The 14,916-nt window shown below is 45.9% G+C and carries 15 protein-coding genes and 1 riboswitch; of the genes, 12 read left to right on the forward strand and 3 right to left on the reverse strand.

The features are described from left to right. Nucleotides 1–1,013: 1,013 nt before the first annotated feature. A complete protein-coding gene (locus tag MHI51_RS06265; RefSeq protein WP_076193028.1) occupies nt 1,014–2,702 on the reverse strand; it encodes a methyl-accepting chemotaxis protein in 1,689 nt (562 codons plus the stop codon). 366 nt (nt 2,703–3,068) lie between these two features. Next, nucleotides 3,069–3,114, forward strand: a riboswitch (PreQ1 riboswitch). Between the two features lie 10 nt (nt 3,115–3,124). Between MHI51_RS06265 and MHI51_RS06270 the strand changes: the two genes are divergently transcribed. The 10 genes from MHI51_RS06270 (at nt 3,125) to MHI51_RS06315 (ending at nt 11,688) form a co-directional block, all read left to right on the forward strand. Next, entirely contained in the window at nt 3,125–3,838 is a 714-nt protein-coding gene (locus MHI51_RS06270) for a queuosine precursor transporter (protein WP_076128125.1), read from the forward strand. A 271-nt stretch (nt 3,839–4,109) separates the two neighbouring features. After that, nucleotides 4,110–5,591, forward strand: coding sequence for an AMP-binding protein (locus tag MHI51_RS06275; RefSeq protein WP_405173692.1), 1,482 nt, complete (start codon nt 4,110–4,112; stop codon nt 5,589–5,591). Beyond that, on the forward strand, nt 5,588–6,739 hold the full coding sequence (locus MHI51_RS06280) for a thiolase family protein (RefSeq protein ID WP_405173693.1): 1,152 nt from the start codon (nt 5,588–5,590) through the stop codon (nt 6,737–6,739). Before MHI51_RS06275 ends, MHI51_RS06280 begins: the two co-directional genes overlap by 4 nt. Further along, entirely contained in the window at nt 6,736–7,137 is a 402-nt protein-coding gene (locus MHI51_RS06285) for a MaoC family dehydratase N-terminal domain-containing protein (protein WP_076128119.1), read from the forward strand. Before MHI51_RS06280 ends, MHI51_RS06285 begins: the two co-directional genes overlap by 4 nt. Beyond that, nucleotides 7,112–7,453: a MaoC family dehydratase gene (locus MHI51_RS06290; protein ID WP_405173694.1), complete on the forward strand. Its 342-nt coding sequence runs from the start codon at nt 7,112–7,114 to the stop codon at nt 7,451–7,453. The genes MHI51_RS06285 and MHI51_RS06290 overlap by 26 nt, the downstream gene beginning before the upstream one ends. Before the next feature lie 2 nt (nt 7,454–7,455). Further along, nucleotides 7,456–8,277 carry an SDR family NAD(P)-dependent oxidoreductase gene (locus MHI51_RS06295; protein ID WP_405173695.1) on the forward strand — a complete coding sequence of 274 codons (822 nt, stop codon included), beginning with the start codon at nt 7,456–7,458 and terminating at the stop codon, nt 8,275–8,277. Next, nucleotides 8,278–9,078 carry an energy-coupling factor transporter ATPase gene (locus tag MHI51_RS06300; RefSeq protein ID WP_405173696.1) on the forward strand — a complete coding sequence of 267 codons (801 nt, stop codon included), beginning with the start codon at nt 8,278–8,280 and terminating at the stop codon, nt 9,076–9,078. It begins immediately after the preceding gene. Further along, nucleotides 9,063–9,920: an ATP-binding cassette domain-containing protein gene (locus MHI51_RS06305; protein WP_076142166.1), complete on the forward strand. Its 858-nt coding sequence runs from the start codon at nt 9,063–9,065 to the stop codon at nt 9,918–9,920. Before MHI51_RS06300 ends, MHI51_RS06305 begins: the two co-directional genes overlap by 16 nt. Then, nucleotides 9,913–10,716 carry an energy-coupling factor transporter transmembrane component T gene (locus MHI51_RS06310; RefSeq protein ID WP_342410517.1) on the forward strand — a complete coding sequence of 268 codons (804 nt, stop codon included), beginning with the start codon at nt 9,913–9,915 and terminating at the stop codon, nt 10,714–10,716. The genes MHI51_RS06305 and MHI51_RS06310 overlap by 8 nt, the downstream gene beginning before the upstream one ends. Nucleotides 10,717–10,722: 6 nt before the next feature. Continuing rightward, entirely contained in the window at nt 10,723–11,688 is a 966-nt protein-coding gene (locus MHI51_RS06315) for a nitronate monooxygenase family protein (RefSeq protein WP_076142180.1), read from the forward strand. A gap of 84 nt (nt 11,689–11,772) precedes the next feature. On the opposite strand, the gene MHI51_RS06320 is transcribed toward MHI51_RS06315, so the two are convergent. After that, nucleotides 11,773–12,867, reverse strand: a complete 1,095-nt coding sequence (locus tag MHI51_RS06320) for a Xaa-Pro peptidase family protein (RefSeq protein WP_342410519.1) — start codon at nt 12,865–12,867, stop codon at nt 11,773–11,775. 225 nt (nt 12,868–13,092) lie between these two features. Here MHI51_RS06320 and MHI51_RS06325 point away from each other — a divergent pair, with 225 nt between their 5' ends. Both MHI51_RS06325 and MHI51_RS06330 read left to right on the forward strand, forming a co-directional pair. Then, the gene (locus tag MHI51_RS06325; RefSeq protein ID WP_405173697.1) at nt 13,093–13,935 is read left to right on the forward strand and encodes an SDR family oxidoreductase; all 843 of its coding nucleotides are present in this window, start codon (nt 13,093–13,095) and stop codon (nt 13,933–13,935) included. Nucleotides 13,936–13,960: 25 nt separating this feature from the next. After that, nucleotides 13,961–14,464 carry a GNAT family N-acetyltransferase gene (locus tag MHI51_RS06330; RefSeq protein ID WP_076128102.1) on the forward strand — a complete coding sequence of 168 codons (504 nt, stop codon included), beginning with the start codon at nt 13,961–13,963 and terminating at the stop codon, nt 14,462–14,464. A gap of 17 nt (nt 14,465–14,481) precedes the next feature. Here the strand turns inward: MHI51_RS06330 and MHI51_RS06335 are convergent, their stop codons facing one another. Further along, complete coding sequence (locus MHI51_RS06335) at nt 14,482–14,826, reverse strand: helix-turn-helix domain-containing protein (RefSeq protein ID WP_076128100.1); 345 nt, start codon at nt 14,824–14,826, stop codon at nt 14,482–14,484. Between the last annotated feature and the right edge of the window lie 90 nt (nt 14,827–14,916).

Here is a 14,916-nt window from a genome sequence, read left to right on the forward strand (position 1 = left end):
ATGGCAGTTTTTCGAGTAATAGCGGCATCTGAGTCCGCAAGCCAGCAGCAAATGGCGTGCTGAGTCTAAGTGAGAGCTTCGCGCAAGCTAGTGCATGTAGCCGAGTCTATTGCAGTAAGTAGCATCCACGTAGGAACTTTGAGTAATTTGCAGTAGGTAACATCCACGGAGGAACTTTGAGTAATTTGCTGTTGGTAGTGCCACGGAGGAACTTTGAGTAATTTGCTGTTGGTAGCGCCACGGATGAACTTTGAGTAATTTGCTGTAGGTAGCGCCACGGATGAACTTTGAGTAATTTGCAGTAAGTAGCATCCACGTAGGAACTTTGAGTAATTTGCTGTTGGTAGCGCCACGGATGAACTTTGAGTAATTTGCAGTAGGTAGCATCCACGGATGAACTTTGAGTAATTTGCAGTAGGTAGCATCCACGGATGAACTTTGAGTAATTTGCAGTAGGTAACTTGGCTCCGGACTCAGGAGACCTTATTTGTGATAAAAGGGTTAATTTGGAGCGTTTTCGGACACCAGAGGCGCTATTTGAGCGAAATAGGCTGAGTCTGGGTTGATTATGAGGCAATAGCGTCTCTCGAGTCCGAAAAAGTCTCCAAATGGCAGTTTTTCGAGTAATAGCGGCATCTGAGTCCGCAAGCCAGCAGCAAATGGCGCGCCGAGTCTAAGCGAGATTATCGCGCAAGCCAGCAGCAAATGGCGTGCTGAGTCTAAACGAGAGGATTGCGCAAGCCAGCAGCAAATGACGCGCCGAGTCTAAACGAGAGTATCGCGCAAGCCAGCGGCAAATGGCGTGCCGAGTCTAAACGAGAGTATCGCGCAAGCTAGCAGCAAATGACGCGCCGAGTCTAAGAGAGAGCTTCGCGCAAGCCCAGCGCATGTAGCCAAGTCTAATCGAGCTTCGCGCAAGCCTAGCGTATGCCCCCAAGTCTAAGCGAGCCATCGCAAACTAAAAACCCCCTGTTCAACACTTTCGTGTGAACGGGGGTTTTGGTTTACAAGCGTTAAATCTTAAATTGCTGCACAGCTTCTTGGAGTTTCTTGGCTTGCTCATACAGATGTTTAACGGTTTCTGCATGGCCTTCCAGTTCGACGCGCTGCCGCTCTGAGTTAGCAGCGAGTGTGTCCGCACTTTCTTGCGATCTTGATGTAATTTGTGCAGTTTCTTCGACGGAAGCACTGACTTCTTCTGTACTTGCCGAGATTTGCTGTGTAGCCGCAGATACGGATTGGATGCTGTGATTGATGCTTTGGATAAGAATCAGGAGGTGATTAAAGGCATCACCTGCTTCTGCTACTTTGCCGACTCCAGAGGCAACCTCAGAATTCACGTGGTTCATCTCGGTAACGGAGCGGCTCATATCTTCCTGAAGTCCAAGTAGGAAGTCACGGATCTGTTCGTTTGCGTTACGGGATTGTTCAGACAGCTTGCGTACTTCTCCCGCAACAACAGCAAAGCCGCGTCCATGCTCTCCTGCGCGTGCAGCTTCGATTGAAGCATTCAGCGACAGCATTTGGATCTGTTTCGTAATTTCAGTAATGCTGTGAACGACTTCTCCGATCATTACTGAACGCTCATTCATGATTTGTAACTGATCCAGCGACTGTAGGGAAGCACGTTCAACCTGGCGCATTTGCAGCACAGCGCTTTGAGCAATTTCATTACCGCCACTTGCTTCAGCGGAAGCCTCACTGATTTGCTCCGTGACTTCATTCGCTGCTGAGGCAATACTTTGAATGCCTAAATTGATTTCTTCCATTGCTCTCGAGTTATCTGATGCACTGCTAGCGATAGTCGTACTACCTTTGCCGATTTCTACTACCGATGAGCTGGAGTGTTCCGCCATATCATTGAGAACCTCAACACGTTCTTTTAAAGAGTTGGAATCCGCAACGACAGTATTAGAGGTTACCAGTACATGTCCAATCATTTCTTTCAGGCGTTGGGTCATCGCTTGGAAGCTTACGGACAACTGTGCAACTTCGTCATTTCCTTTAACTGATAATTCTTCGGTGAAATCTCCCTCTGCGAGCCGGGCACTATAAGCTGCCAGTTTTGAGATTGGACGTGTTATACGCACACTCATGAACCATGCACCAGTTAGGCCGATGATCAACGTCAGAAGTGTGATTCCGGCACTTGTCCATAGAATACTGTCTGTTTTTTCTTGAATGAAGCTTACGTCACTGCTTACACCGATAACCATCGTACTTCCGGGAATACCGATATAAGCTGTTTTATGTATACCATGTGCGTCGCTATATGTATCGCTTAGTCCAGTTTTTCCTTTAGAGGCTTGTTGCATTGCAGAGGATACGGTGACACTTTCTGCCCGTTGCAATTTTGCATCGTGATCTGCGGATAGAATCTCAGCTTCTTTCCCCTTCAGATTGACCAGAAAAATGGTTTCCACTCCATGTTGTTTCCTCTTTTCCTGAAAATAGAACTCGAGATTGGTGGCAGACTGATCGTTCTTATTTAGGGTTTGCTGGGCGTGCATTACGTTGAGATTCTTATATACGTCCTGAGCAGCGGCAGTAAGGATTTTGTTAATCTGCGGCATAACATAGCTGTTGAAGATACTGATAGAGATAAAATAGAAGCTGGTGCTTAACAAAAGAGACGTGAGCAACAGAACAACAAATAATAAACGCGTAAATTTGCGACTGATCGAATGCTTGATACGAAACATATCGTTCTCTCCTTTTTTTATGGACGGTGAGGTCATTTCTTTTTTGGTCTTCACTAGATACTCCATGCCAACTGCTGGAAATTGGCGACCCGAGATATATTCCATAGTTATGTCATATTTCTACTAAATGGATCGGGAATAAGGTGTTTGATACTATTCTATAGAATTAACCTCTGGATGAATAGTGAAAGTTTTGTCCTATAGAGCATTTTTTTCTGAAAAAAATGAATTATTGCTGACTATTTTAGATAATTGGCGAAAAAAAAGAAATGGAACTACCAATTTCATATAAAAATATTATTTTTATGGATTGTTAAGCGCTATTGTGATAGAGTATTAATGTTTTGTTCCGAAAATTTAATATTGTAAGCCGCGGTTCGTAACCATCCCGCGTAAACAAAACTAGGAGGAATTTCAGTAATATGTTTAATTTGCTGTGGGGAGTTTTATTTGTTATTGTCAATTTTGCTTTTTTTCTACTCTGTTACCGCTTGTTCGGGAAAAGTGGAATGTATGCCTGGGTAGGTATTGCTACTGTAATTGCTAACATTCAGGTAGCTAAGACGATTGCTATGCCATTTGACATTGTGATGACACTCGGAAATACGATGTATGTCACTTTATATATGACCAGCGATTTACTTAATGAGAAGTACGGAAGAGCGGAAGCACGTAAAGCGGTCTGGTTTGGTTTCTTCACCTTGCTTATGACTACAGTCATTATGCAGATGGTATTAGTATTTAAGCCGCAGGAGACCGATATCGCTCAGTCTTCTTTGGAGACGATTTTTGGGCTGATGCCTCGACTAGCTTTGGGTAGTCTTACTGCTTACTTCATTAGTCAGTTCCTAGATGTTCGGTTGTACTCTTGGATTCGTAAATATTACAGCACCTCAAGTCAGCTGTGGATTCGTTCCAACGGTAGTACGATGATTAGCTCCTTTGTGGATACACTTATTTTCTGTACCATTGCATTTGCGGGCTTGTATGACTGGAATGTATGGCTTGAAATTTTGCTTACGACTTATCTAGCGAAGTTCTTACTAACCGCAGTAAGCACACCTATCTTATATATCGCCCGAACCTTTACTTTTGCTGAAGAGGGTTCACCATCATCCGTTCAAAAGAAGGACTAAACAACAATACAGCCAGCGCGTACCGATCATAATCGATGCGTGCTGGCTGTTTTTTCGTTGTAAGATGGACTTAATCGTTACATGAAAGATGTGTACATAAAAATAATATAAAGCTAAAATAAGCTATCGTAGCAATTCTAGCGGGTTAGTTTAACAGGAGCGCCGGCGCTTATCACATATCCTTTAGTTTGGGCTGGACTTTCGGGGCAGTCCGATTGAAGAGAATGTATATAATCGGTAGTCACAGAAATTACGAACAGGTGTGATCAGGATGAATCTAGTAGTTCCTATACTGCGTCATGCAGCACAGCAGCCCGACAGCATTGCCTTAACCCATGACCAAGCAAGTCATACCTATGCCACATTAGTAAAAACGATGCGGAGAATCGCGAATGGCTTACAGCAAAAGGGTCTGAGGCATGACAAAATCGCGATTTTATCTACGAATCGTATTGAATTTGTTGAGGTTTTTTTGGGGGCGATTTATGCGGGCTGTGTTCCCATTCCCTTAGATCCCAAATGGAGTGCTAATGAACTGCAGGTTATTATAGAGCAGTGCCAGCCGACAATGATTTTTGCCGAGCCGGAAGCCGCAAAGAATCTGGTTTTCAAGGATCAAACGATCCCAACGCTGACCTTCTCAAATGAACGAACAGGTTCCTATGATCAGTGGCTGGCTGCCCTGAAGCCGGAGGCTGAGTTGGATGAGACGAATGAATTATTATTTATTGGCTTTACGTCAGGCACAACCGGATTGCCCAAAGGTTATATGCGTACCCATTTATCATGGTTAAAAAGCTTTGAGGTCTCGAATATTGCTTTTGAATTGGACGCTATGAAGGATGTTTTGGCACCAGGTCCATTTGTGCATTCCCTATCCTTATTCGCCGTAATGCAGAGTCTATATGGTGGAGCAACCTTTCATATCACACAAAAATTTAGTGCCACGCAGGTGTTAGAGCTGTGCCAGCAAATTGCGGGCGTGGTGCTGTTCGTCGTACCAACAATGATCGAATCCATGATGCAGCAGGCTGTACCTGGGCAGATACAGATTGATGCGATGATTAGCTCAGGTGCAAAGTGGTCGGAGTTGTCCAAGAAAAGGGGCATGGAAGTGTTTGGTGGAGCGCGGCTTTATGAATCCTACGGTTCTTCAGAAGCGAGCTATATTAGTTATTTGGATGTTCTGACCGAGCATAATCCGACCTCTGTAGGCAAACCTTATCCCGGGGTGCAAATTTCCATTCGTGATGACCAGTTCCGGGAAGTCCCTCCTGGGGAGATTGGGCAGCTATATGTGCGTAGTGATATGATATTTTTAGGCTACCATCAATTGCCGAATGAGACAGCAGCAGCTTTTAGAGAGGGATGGCTTGTTTTAGAAGACTATGTTTATCAGGATGAAGCTGGTTATTTATATATGGCGGGACGTTTGAAGAATAAAATCATATCCGGAGGGCTGAACGTTTATCCGGAAGAAATAGAGAGGGTGCTGGAGTTTCTTCCGGAAATAGATGAAGTGATGGTGCTTGGCGTGCCTGACGATTACTGGGGAGAACAGCTGATAGCCCTCGTGAAGTGGAGCGGAGAACAGCATTTATCTGTCGAAGAAATTAAGAATTATTGCCGCCAGTATTTAGCGAGCTACAAAGCGCCGAAGCAGCTGCTAACCCTGGATGAATTTATCTATACAAGTAGCGGGAAAATTGCCCGGCAAGCGATGAAAGACTATGTGAAAAGAGCGATGATATGATAGAAGCAGTAATTGTCATGGCAAAACGTACACCGGTTGGCAGAATGGGTGGCTTATTAAGTACACTTGAGCCGGAGGCATTACTGGCGCCGCTTATTCAGCATATTGTAGCCGAAACGAACTTGCCTAAAGAACTGATCGATGATGTCATTATTGGGAATGTTGTGGGCCCAGGAGGTAATATTGCCCGGGTAGCTGCGCTTGAAGCGGGGCTGCCTGTTTCGGTTCCGGGTGTCACCGTGGATCGTCAGTGCGGATCTGGGCTAGAGGCAATTAATATAGCAGCAAGACTGATTCAAAGCGGCGCTGGAGAGATTTATTTAGCGGGTGGTGTCGAAAGTACGAGCCGTGCTCCATGGAAAATGGCTAAACCACAGACGTTAATGGGGGTTCCACAGCTGTATACCCGTGCACATTTTACGCCTAGCTCTTACGGTGATCCGGATATGGGAATTGCTGCAGAGAATGTAGCTAGGAAATACGGGATTTATCGAGAAGAGCAGGATCAATATGCCTTAAAAAGCCATCAAAAGGCGGTTCATGCTCAGCAAAGTGACCGGTTTCAGCAGGAGATAGTACCTCTTCAGGTAGAGGGGCAGTGGGTGAACACCGACGAATGTCCTCGGGCAAATACGAGTCTGGACAAGCTGCAAAAGCTGCCGCCAATTTTTGAAGAAAAGGGTACCGTTACTGCTGGAAATGCCTGTCCTATTAATGATGGCGCAGCGCTTCTATTAATGATGTCTCGTGAGAAATGCCAGCAGCTTAAGCTTACCCCTATTTTGCGGGTCGTGGATGCGCAAGCTGCGGGTGTAGATCCGAACTATTTGGGTATGGGGCCTGTACCAGCTGTGCAAAAGGTGTTAAAACGCCAAAAGCTTACCGTTGCCGATTTAGATATCGTAGAGTTTAACGAGGCTTTTGCTTCACAAGTATTGGCATCACTGAACGAGCTTCAAATTCCACAGGAAAAGGTCAATCTTGGCGGGGGGGCATTAGCAATAGGCCATCCATACGGAGCTTCCGGGGCTATGTTAATGACTCGCTTATGTGCTGAAATGCAACATGCCCCTTACCAACGAGGGCTTGCTACTCTGGGAATCGGCGGCGGGATAGGTCTGGCAACACTCGTGGAGGTTATAGAATGAACAGTGTCCGACATCAGATCCATATGACTGCTGAATGGATTTCGGACTATGCACAGAGTATTGAAGCACCCGTGCAGACGATAAATGGAAAGCTGATCGCTCCTGCGACGATGCCTATTATTTTCTGGCAAGACTTCGATATTCCTTGGTTAATCATCGGTGAACCCTTGCTTCACGGCACTCAGAAATTTTCATATCAGGCTCCGATTACGGCGGGGATGATTTTGGATTGTGAATTAGCGTTAACGGGCGAGGTGCAAAAAGAAGGCAGACAGGGTAAACTGACTTTTTACACACATACGCTGGTTTGTAGGTGTGAGGGTAAGCTAATAGTCACCGCAGAAACGGTGTTAATTCGGGTAGGTGATGATCATGATAAAAAAGTGCATAACAGCTGAGGCTATCCGGCAATATGCAGCTGCTTCCCAAGATTTGGCGCCTATACATCTAGATGCAGAGGCCGCAGCCAAGGCTGGTTTGGAGCGACCCATCGCACATGGGATGTATCTTATGGGATTAGCCCAATCTTTGTATATTGCTGAGCACCCTACACAGTGGATCACTCAATATGATATGAAATTTCATAAGCCAATAGAGGTCGATAGTGTCGTGATTTTTGATTTTGCAGCGGACGCTTGCTTTGTGAAAGTGATCCTTACAACAGAAGCTGGCGATGTTATTGCTGCGGGAGCTTTTGCAGTGGAAGAGGTGTAGTGATGAATAAAGTGGCCTTAATTACTGGAGCAACAAGAGGGATCGGACGTAGTATCGCCATGCAGCTTGGCAAGTCAGGTTATATAGTGGTTGTAAATGGTACGAAACAAGTCTTAATTGATGAGGTTGTGCGCGAGATCCGCCAGGCAGGCGGAGAGGCACTAGGGTACGCTGCTAATGTAGCCGATTCCGCCGCAGTCACTGCCATGGTAGATGAGGTCATTGCCCGATACGGTCGTATCGAGGTATTGATAGCTAACGCGGGAATTGTGCAGGATCAGAAATGTCAACGTATGACGGATGAACAGTGGAAGAATGTTCTGGATGTGCATTTAAATGGCACTTATTATTGCATTCAAAGAGTATTACCACATATGCGTGAAACAGGTGGGGATATCCTGTTGATGACCTCTGCTGCTGGACTAGCAGGTTCCGTAGGTCAGGTGAATTATAGTGCAGCCAAGGCTGGAATACTGGGCATGATGTGGACGCTCGCAGCAGAGCTGAAACGTGACCAGATTAGGGTCAATGCGATTTCTCCAGCGGCATTAACGGATATGACCAGACCAATAATTGACCATTTGAAGGAGAAACATGCCAGTCGTAATGAACCTTTGCCTGATTTTTGGAGAATAGGTGACGCTGAGGCTATTGCTTCCTTCGTGACTGCATTGTTGAGGGAGTCCGACGCGGATTTAACCGGTGAAATCTTTGCCGTGAATGGATCAAAAGTGACAAAATGGGAGAAGCCTGCACCTGCATTTTCCGAGAATAGCATTGAGGCATTTTTTGCTGCTTGGCACCGTCAAAAGGGGACTGAATAAATGCTTACCTTCGATCAAGTTTGTTTTTATTATAAAAAAGGACAACCTCTTCTGGAGGATATTAGCTTTACGATAGACGCAGGGGAGTTTGTGGCGATAGTCGGGGCGAATGGTTCTGGCAAATCCACTATTGCAAAGCTCATGGACGGACTGCTGCTGCCGCGAAAAGGGACTGTACAATTTAAGAGCTTGGACACAGCAAAACCAACGGATCTTGCGGAGATTCATCAGCAAATCGGTTTTGTTTTTCAGAATCCAGAGGATCAATTTATCACCACAACCGTTATGGATGAGGTGCTTTTTGGTTTGGAGAATATCCGTGTGCCGAGGGAGGAAATGCGCAGCCGATTGGATTATGCCTTACAGGCCGTTCATATGGAGGATTATCTGGAAGCTATGCCACATCAGCTATCTGGAGGTCAAAAGCAACGTGTCGCTATCGCAGCTATATTGGCGATGCGCCCGCAAGTCATTATTTTTGACGAGGCTACCTCAATGCTTGATCCTCAGGGAAGACAGCAGGTTCTTTCCATCATGCAAGAGCTGCATCGTCAAGGCCTGACGCTTATTCATATCACCCACCATATGGAGGAAGTGCTTGCAGCAGAACGCGTATTGCTCCTGCACCAAGGACGACTTGAGTTTGACGGCGATCCACTGACTTTTTTTGAAACCATGCCTGTTGCGGACTATCAATTACAACTGCCCTTCGCAGTGCGTGTACATACATTGCTCCATTCAGCAGCACCGCTAACAGCCGATTGGAAGGGGATAATTCGATCACAATGGTCTACCAATTAAAAAATCTAAGTGTGAACTATGCCGATCATGTGGCTTTGCGCAATATAAACTGCACTATTCCTGAAGGCAAATGGATTTCTATTATCGGTCCAACAGGCGCAGGAAAGTCTACCTTTGTCAAAGTGCTGAAGGGCTTGATTCCCACCGTAAAAGGAGACTATTGGATTAACCAGCAGCCTGCCAGCAGAGATGCTAAAGGACGCTTAAAGGTTGTCCCCGAGTTGGGCTTTGTTTTTCAATATCCGGAGCATCAGCTATTCGAAACAACGGTGCATAAGGAGCTTGCTTTTGCTCTGAATCAGCAGGGTGCTTCACGTCAGCAAATTACAGAGGCGATTGAAATGATCTTGCCGCAAGTGGGTTTGCCAGAGGGGATTCTTCCCTTAAATCCATTCCAGCTAAGTGGTGGTGAAAAGCGCCGTGTAGCTATTGCCTCTGTACTGATGACAAATCCGAAGCTGCTGATATTGGATGAACCGACAGCGGGTCTCGATCCAGCTAGCCAAGTGTCTTTGCTGAGGCTACTAAAGGAATGGCAGCAACAAGACAATCGCACCATCCTCTTCGTTTCGCATCAGATGGGTGATGTTGCCGAATTCTCAGATGAGGTCATGGTTTTTCATGAAGGTCAGTTAAAAGGGCATCATGATACCAGAACATTGTTTCTGGAAAAGGAAGAATTACTGCTGGAACTTGGACTATCCTTGCCTGAACCCGTACAGCTCTTGAAGCTAGTGGAGGAATTATCTGGTCAGAAGATTGAAGTTGCCAGCTGTAAAGAGCAGGATATCTTCGAAGCGATTTTGCCGATTTGGCATTCGAGGGGGCAAGGGCATGGCTGATTCCGTATTAGTCGGTCAATATGTGGAGACGCATTCGATTTTTCATCGTTTAGATCCTCGTACAAAGCTTGTAAGTATCGGGATGCTCATGCTTAGCTTTATGATGCTTGGTACGGGGCTTAGTTATGTTTTTGCAACCTTTTTTGTATTGGGATTGTTACTACTGTCTAAAGTTCCTGTGCATTTTTTTTGGCGAGGGCTACGGCCGGTATTATTTATTTTATTATTTACTTTTGTTTACAATGCCGTGTTCACCAAGGGGACGATTCTCTGGTCATGGTTTTTTATCGAGGTGACTGAAGAGGGATTGCGGATAGGATTACGTTTTGTATGGCGGATTATATTGCTCATCTTGTTAGCCTCAATTCTGACATTAACTACTAAACCGCTAGACTTAGCTTATGGTCTGGAGAAGCTGCTTGCCCCTCTGTCCAAATTGGGGGTACCCGTAGAGCAGTTCTCTTTAATGATAGTGATTGCGATCCGTTTTATCCCTACCATCAAGGAGGAGCTTGATCGTATCCTTCTCGCACAAAAGGCTAGAGGTTATGATCTCACAGTATTATCACTGCCTAAACGGATATATGCGTACATTCCGATCATTATTCCTCTGCTCTTCACAACGATTCAACGTGCTGAACAGCTGAGCTATGCAATTGATGCGCGTGCTTATGGGAATGGTAAAGGAAGGACTTCTTTTAAAAGACTGCAATTTCAGCAAATAGATTATCTGGCAGGGGGAGCTGCTCTTTCAATTGCCGTGATTCTGCTTTGCTTAAAGATAGGAAAGGTGTAGATGAAGATGAAATGGAACACCCGTATTACGGAGTTATTGCACATAGAATATCCTATTATTCAAGGAGGACTTGCTTATTTAGGTTATGCAGACCTCGCGGCTGCGGTTTCAAATATCGGTGGACTGGGTCAGGTCACGGCAATGAGTCTTCCGGATGCGGAGGCCTTACGTGCAGAAATACGTCGGGTACGAACACTAACGGACAAACCATTTGGTGTTAATTTTGCTATCGGCATGCATGGGATTGGTTATGAAGATCGGGTGCAGGTCGCCATCGAAGAGCAGGTTCCCGTGGTGAGCCTTACTGGAGGGAATCCAGCCCCTATACTGGAAATGTTACAGCCCACCGATATTAAAACACTTGTGCTCGTCTCCTCACGCAGGCAAGCCCAAAAAGCTGAACAATTAGGGGCTTCTGCGGTTATTGTTGTTGGGCATGAGGGAGGGGGCCACTTAGGGCGTGACGATGTTGGAACCATGGTGCTCGTTCCGCAAGTGGTTGATGCGGTTAATATTCCTGTGATTGCTTCCGGAGGGATCGGAGATGGCCGTGGATGGATGGCTGCTCATGCACTTGGGGCTGAAGGAATCGAAATGGGCACTCGTTTCGTTGCTACAGTGGAATGTGTTCATGCGGCCGCGTCTTATAAAAAAGCTTTAGTAGAAAGCTCAGAGTCGGATACGGTTGTAATCAAACGTTCTATTGGAGCACCCGCACGAGTGTTACGTAGTGACTACATTGATCAAATTCTTGAAATCGAGCGCGTGACACCGACCTATGAAGCATTAAAAGAGTATATCAGTGGTGCAGCCAACAAGCGCTGGATCTATGATGATATCAAAGAAGAGGGCATCGGCTGGGCAGGTCAAGTGACAGGAATGATCCAAGATATTCCTACAGTCGCGGAGCTGATCGGCAGGATGGTGAAAGAGGCTAAGTTGGTTCGCGGGATGTGGGGAACACAGGTTTGAATTTAAAAAAACACAGAGCGGCGATTCTCTCATTATTGGAGGAATCGCTGCTCTGTGTTTTTGGCTGTGGCTTGTAATTCTTTTCTATAAATGAAGAATAGTCAGTTCCTTAGGGAAGCTTGTTAAGGTCTCTGCACCTTCAGCTGTAATAATCAGATCATCTTCGATACGTACACCCGCTAGTCCAGGCACATAAATTCCCGGCTCAACGGTGAACACATTGCCGATTTCGATAATGTCGTCGTTCTGTCCGTGAAGTGATGGATATTCATGAACATCCATGCCCAGTCCGTGTCCGACACGGTGTAAGAAATATTCTCCGAATCCAGCTTCTTCAATCACATCACGTGCAGCTTTGTCGACTGAGCCGAAAGGTGCCCCAGGATTGGAGGCAGCGATCCCAGCTTCGTTGGCAGCCAGCACAGTGTTATAGATAGTGACTAGCTTGTCGTCCACGGATTCAATAGCAAAGGTACGTGTAATATCAGAAGCATAACCATCAGCATACACCCCGATATCAAACATCAGAAAGTCGCCGGGTTGAATGACCCGGTTGCCCGGAACACCGTGAGGCAGGGCAGTTTTCGGACCAGAAAGCACCATAGTGTCGAAGGAAGGGCCGGAAGCGCCAACCTTTTTCATTAGATATTCTAGCTCCGCTACTAGATCGTTTTCTGTAACGCCTGTTTTTACGTGGGTAAGAACGCGGCGCAAGGCTTCCTCAACTAGCTCAGCGGCATGTTTCATGCGCTTAACTTCATCCGGGGTCTTTTTGGAGCGCATGCTGCGCAGCAATGGACCAATATCACTAAACCTTTCAGCTGGAACAGCAGCGGTTAGGTGCTCAAAACGGGCTACTGAGAAATGTTCTTTTTCTATGCCGAGAGTACCTAGCTTACTGCTGCCGAAACAATCTTTTAGCAGGTTATAGGGATTATCAGTGTCAGTGTGAGTTAGGATTTTGGTGACCGAAGAAGCCGCTTGAGCCGCTTCTGCATCCAATGCAGGCAGAATGAGCATAGGCTCTTCTCCGCGTATCAGCAGCAGACCCAGAAAACGTTCATGCGGATCGCTGGCGAAGCCGGTTAAGTAGTAGACATGCTTGGGATCTGTTACGAGCAGGGCATCCAGACCTTCGCCCCCCATTTGCTGCTCTAGGCTTGTCAGAGCATTATTCATAGTTGGTGTTCCCCTTTCAACTTCACGATTAGAACTGCAATATTCCTATTATAGATCAAAAATAGACCAGACGCACCTGACGAACTATAACTATTGTTGGCTAATCATGACATGAAGCTTTTCTTAACCCTACTAGTTGGTGTAACATATCTTTAAATATATTTCTCCTAAGGTTAGGCTGAAGCTTATTCGGGTACGGTTGTTGAGAGAGGAGTGATTCTTGCAATGAGAGGAACAATCGCACTTGTTACCGGAGCGAATTCCGGTATGGGGCTGGCCACAACAGTTGAACTGGCTCGCAAGGGAGCTAAAGTTATTATGGTTTGCCGTAATCGCCAGCGGGGAGAAGAAGCACTTGCTGCCGCCAAACAAAAGAGCCACTCCGAGGATATCGAGCTCATGTTGTGTGATCTGGTTTCACTTGAGAGCATTCGCAGCTTTGCTGAGGAATTCACTATGAAATATCCGATGCTAGACATACTTATCAATAACGCCGGGGTAGTCACGATTAAGCGTCAGCTTACGAAGGACGGCTTTGAGATGGATCTTGGCGTAAATCATTTGGGGCATTTTCTACTTACCAATTTGTTACTTAAGTCGTTGCAGGCAGCAGAGCAAGGCCGTATCATTGTGGTTGCCTCCGGTGCTTACAAGATAGGTGCGCTCCATTATGAAGATCCAACCCTCGCTCGCCGTTTTAATCCTGCAAAAGCCTATGCCCGATCCAAGCTAGCCAATATTCTGTTCACGCGGGAGCTGGCTTTGCGTCTTCACGGAACAAGGGTGACGGTGAATTGCCTGCATCCAGGAGCAGTGGGGACGAATATAGGTGTAAACCGGGAGACTGGTTTTGGCAAGTCGGTACTTAAGTTACTCTCATACTTTTTCTTAACACCTGAACAAGGTGCCGATACAGCGATTTATTTGGCTACAGATCCCGATCTTGGAGAGGTAACCGGTCAATATTATTATCGAAGAAAGATTAAACAACTGTCTCCCAGAGCGCAGAATACAATAGAGGCCGAACGGCTTTGGCAATGGAGCCAGGAGCAGGTCGGCCTGAGTTAATTAACACATTTGGAGGAATTAAGGGATGAATTGGGAGAACAGCAGAATTGAAGATGCAACATCTGCAGACTTAGCAGCTATTGTAGATATTTATAACTCAACGATTGCTGGGAGGATGGTAACTGCAGATCTGGAACCCGTTACTGTTGCAGACCGGGAGAAATGGTTTCTTGAGCATAATAGCCATCACCGTCCCTTATGGGTACTGAAGCAAGGAGATGAAATTGCTGCATGGTTCAGTTTTCAATCCTTCTATGGTCGTCCAGCATATAATGCAACAGCAGAAATCAGTGTATACGTGAATGAAAAGTTCCGTGGTGGTGGTGCTGGCAGAATTCTTCTGACAGAGGCCATTGAGAAAGCCCCTAGTCTCGGAATTAAGAATCTAGTCGGCTTTGTGTTTGGACATAATGATCCAAGCCTTGGTTTACTGAAAAAGTTTGGTTTTGAAGAGTGGGGAATGCTGCCTGGTGTGGCTGAACTTGACGGTATAGAGCGTGATTTAGTCATTGTAGGCCTTAAAATCTAACGCCTCAGATAAAACGCTTACATTTTGAGAGTTGAATTTAGATTATCGGTGTCACAATCGACCCATTCTTTGGACCAACTCTGTAAATCTCGGATGACTGATTCCAGAGCAAGACCTTTATCCGTCAAAGAATATTGGATCCGCACGGGGGTCTCTGGGAACACTTCTCGAAGAACGATCCCTTCCTGTTCCAGCTCTTTGAGCCGTTCGGAGAGCAGTCTTCCACTGATGGGTAATGCCGCTTCAATTACATTGAAACGTTGGGGTCCTTGAAGGAGCTGGTAGATAATTAAACCAGTCCAACGCCTGCCGATAATATCCATACTTTTTTGTAGCCGGGGACATAAATCATTGGACTTCATAGGGCTCACCTCTTAGTAAACATTATAAACGAAAAGACCAATAACTTAAACAAATTCTAATTTAATTCAGTACTAGAAAGGATGATGGAC

The sequence above is a fragment of the Paenibacillus sp. FSL H8-0260 genome (genome assembly GCF_045040625.1).
GTDB classification, from domain to species: domain Bacteria; phylum Bacillota; class Bacilli; order Paenibacillales; family Paenibacillaceae; genus Paenibacillus_AQ; species Paenibacillus_AQ odorifer.

What these genes read in the sequence shown, in the direction of transcription:
- MHI51_RS06305 (WP_076142166.1), top strand. Translation starts at nt 9,063, where the DNA reads ATGGTCTACCAATTAAAAAATCTAAGTGTGAACTATGCCGATCATGTG.
- MHI51_RS06270 (WP_076128125.1), top strand. Translation starts at nt 3,125, where the DNA reads ATGTTTAATTTGCTGTGGGGAGTTTTATTTGTTATTGTCAATTTTGCT.
- MHI51_RS06290 (WP_405173694.1), top strand. Translation starts at nt 7,112, where the DNA reads ATGATAAAAAAGTGCATAACAGCTGAGGCTATCCGGCAATATGCAGCT.
- MHI51_RS06275 (WP_405173692.1), top strand. Translation starts at nt 4,110, where the DNA reads ATGAATCTAGTAGTTCCTATACTGCGTCATGCAGCACAGCAGCCCGAC.
- MHI51_RS06310 (WP_342410517.1), top strand. Translation starts at nt 9,913, where the DNA reads ATGGCTGATTCCGTATTAGTCGGTCAATATGTGGAGACGCATTCGATT.
- MHI51_RS06295 (WP_405173695.1), top strand. Translation starts at nt 7,456, where the DNA reads ATGAATAAAGTGGCCTTAATTACTGGAGCAACAAGAGGGATCGGACGT.
- MHI51_RS06325 (WP_405173697.1), top strand. Translation starts at nt 13,093, where the DNA reads ATGAGAGGAACAATCGCACTTGTTACCGGAGCGAATTCCGGTATGGGG.
- MHI51_RS06320 (WP_342410519.1), bottom strand. Translation starts at nt 12,867, where the DNA reads ATGAATAATGCTCTGACAAGCCTAGAGCAGCAAATGGGGGGCGAAGGT.
- MHI51_RS06300 (WP_405173696.1), top strand. Translation starts at nt 8,278, where the DNA reads ATGCTTACCTTCGATCAAGTTTGTTTTTATTATAAAAAAGGACAACCT.
- MHI51_RS06330 (WP_076128102.1), top strand. Translation starts at nt 13,961, where the DNA reads ATGAATTGGGAGAACAGCAGAATTGAAGATGCAACATCTGCAGACTTA.
- MHI51_RS06315 (WP_076142180.1), top strand. Translation starts at nt 10,723, where the DNA reads ATGAAATGGAACACCCGTATTACGGAGTTATTGCACATAGAATATCCT.
- MHI51_RS06265 (WP_076193028.1), bottom strand. Translation starts at nt 2,702, where the DNA reads ATGTTTCGTATCAAGCATTCGATCAGTCGCAAATTTACGCGTTTATTA.
- MHI51_RS06285 (WP_076128119.1), top strand. Translation starts at nt 6,736, where the DNA reads ATGAACAGTGTCCGACATCAGATCCATATGACTGCTGAATGGATTTCG.
- MHI51_RS06335 (WP_076128100.1), bottom strand. Translation starts at nt 14,826, where the DNA reads ATGAAGTCCAATGATTTATGTCCCCGGCTACAAAAAAGTATGGATATT.
- MHI51_RS06280 (WP_405173693.1), top strand. Translation starts at nt 5,588, where the DNA reads ATGATAGAAGCAGTAATTGTCATGGCAAAACGTACACCGGTTGGCAGA.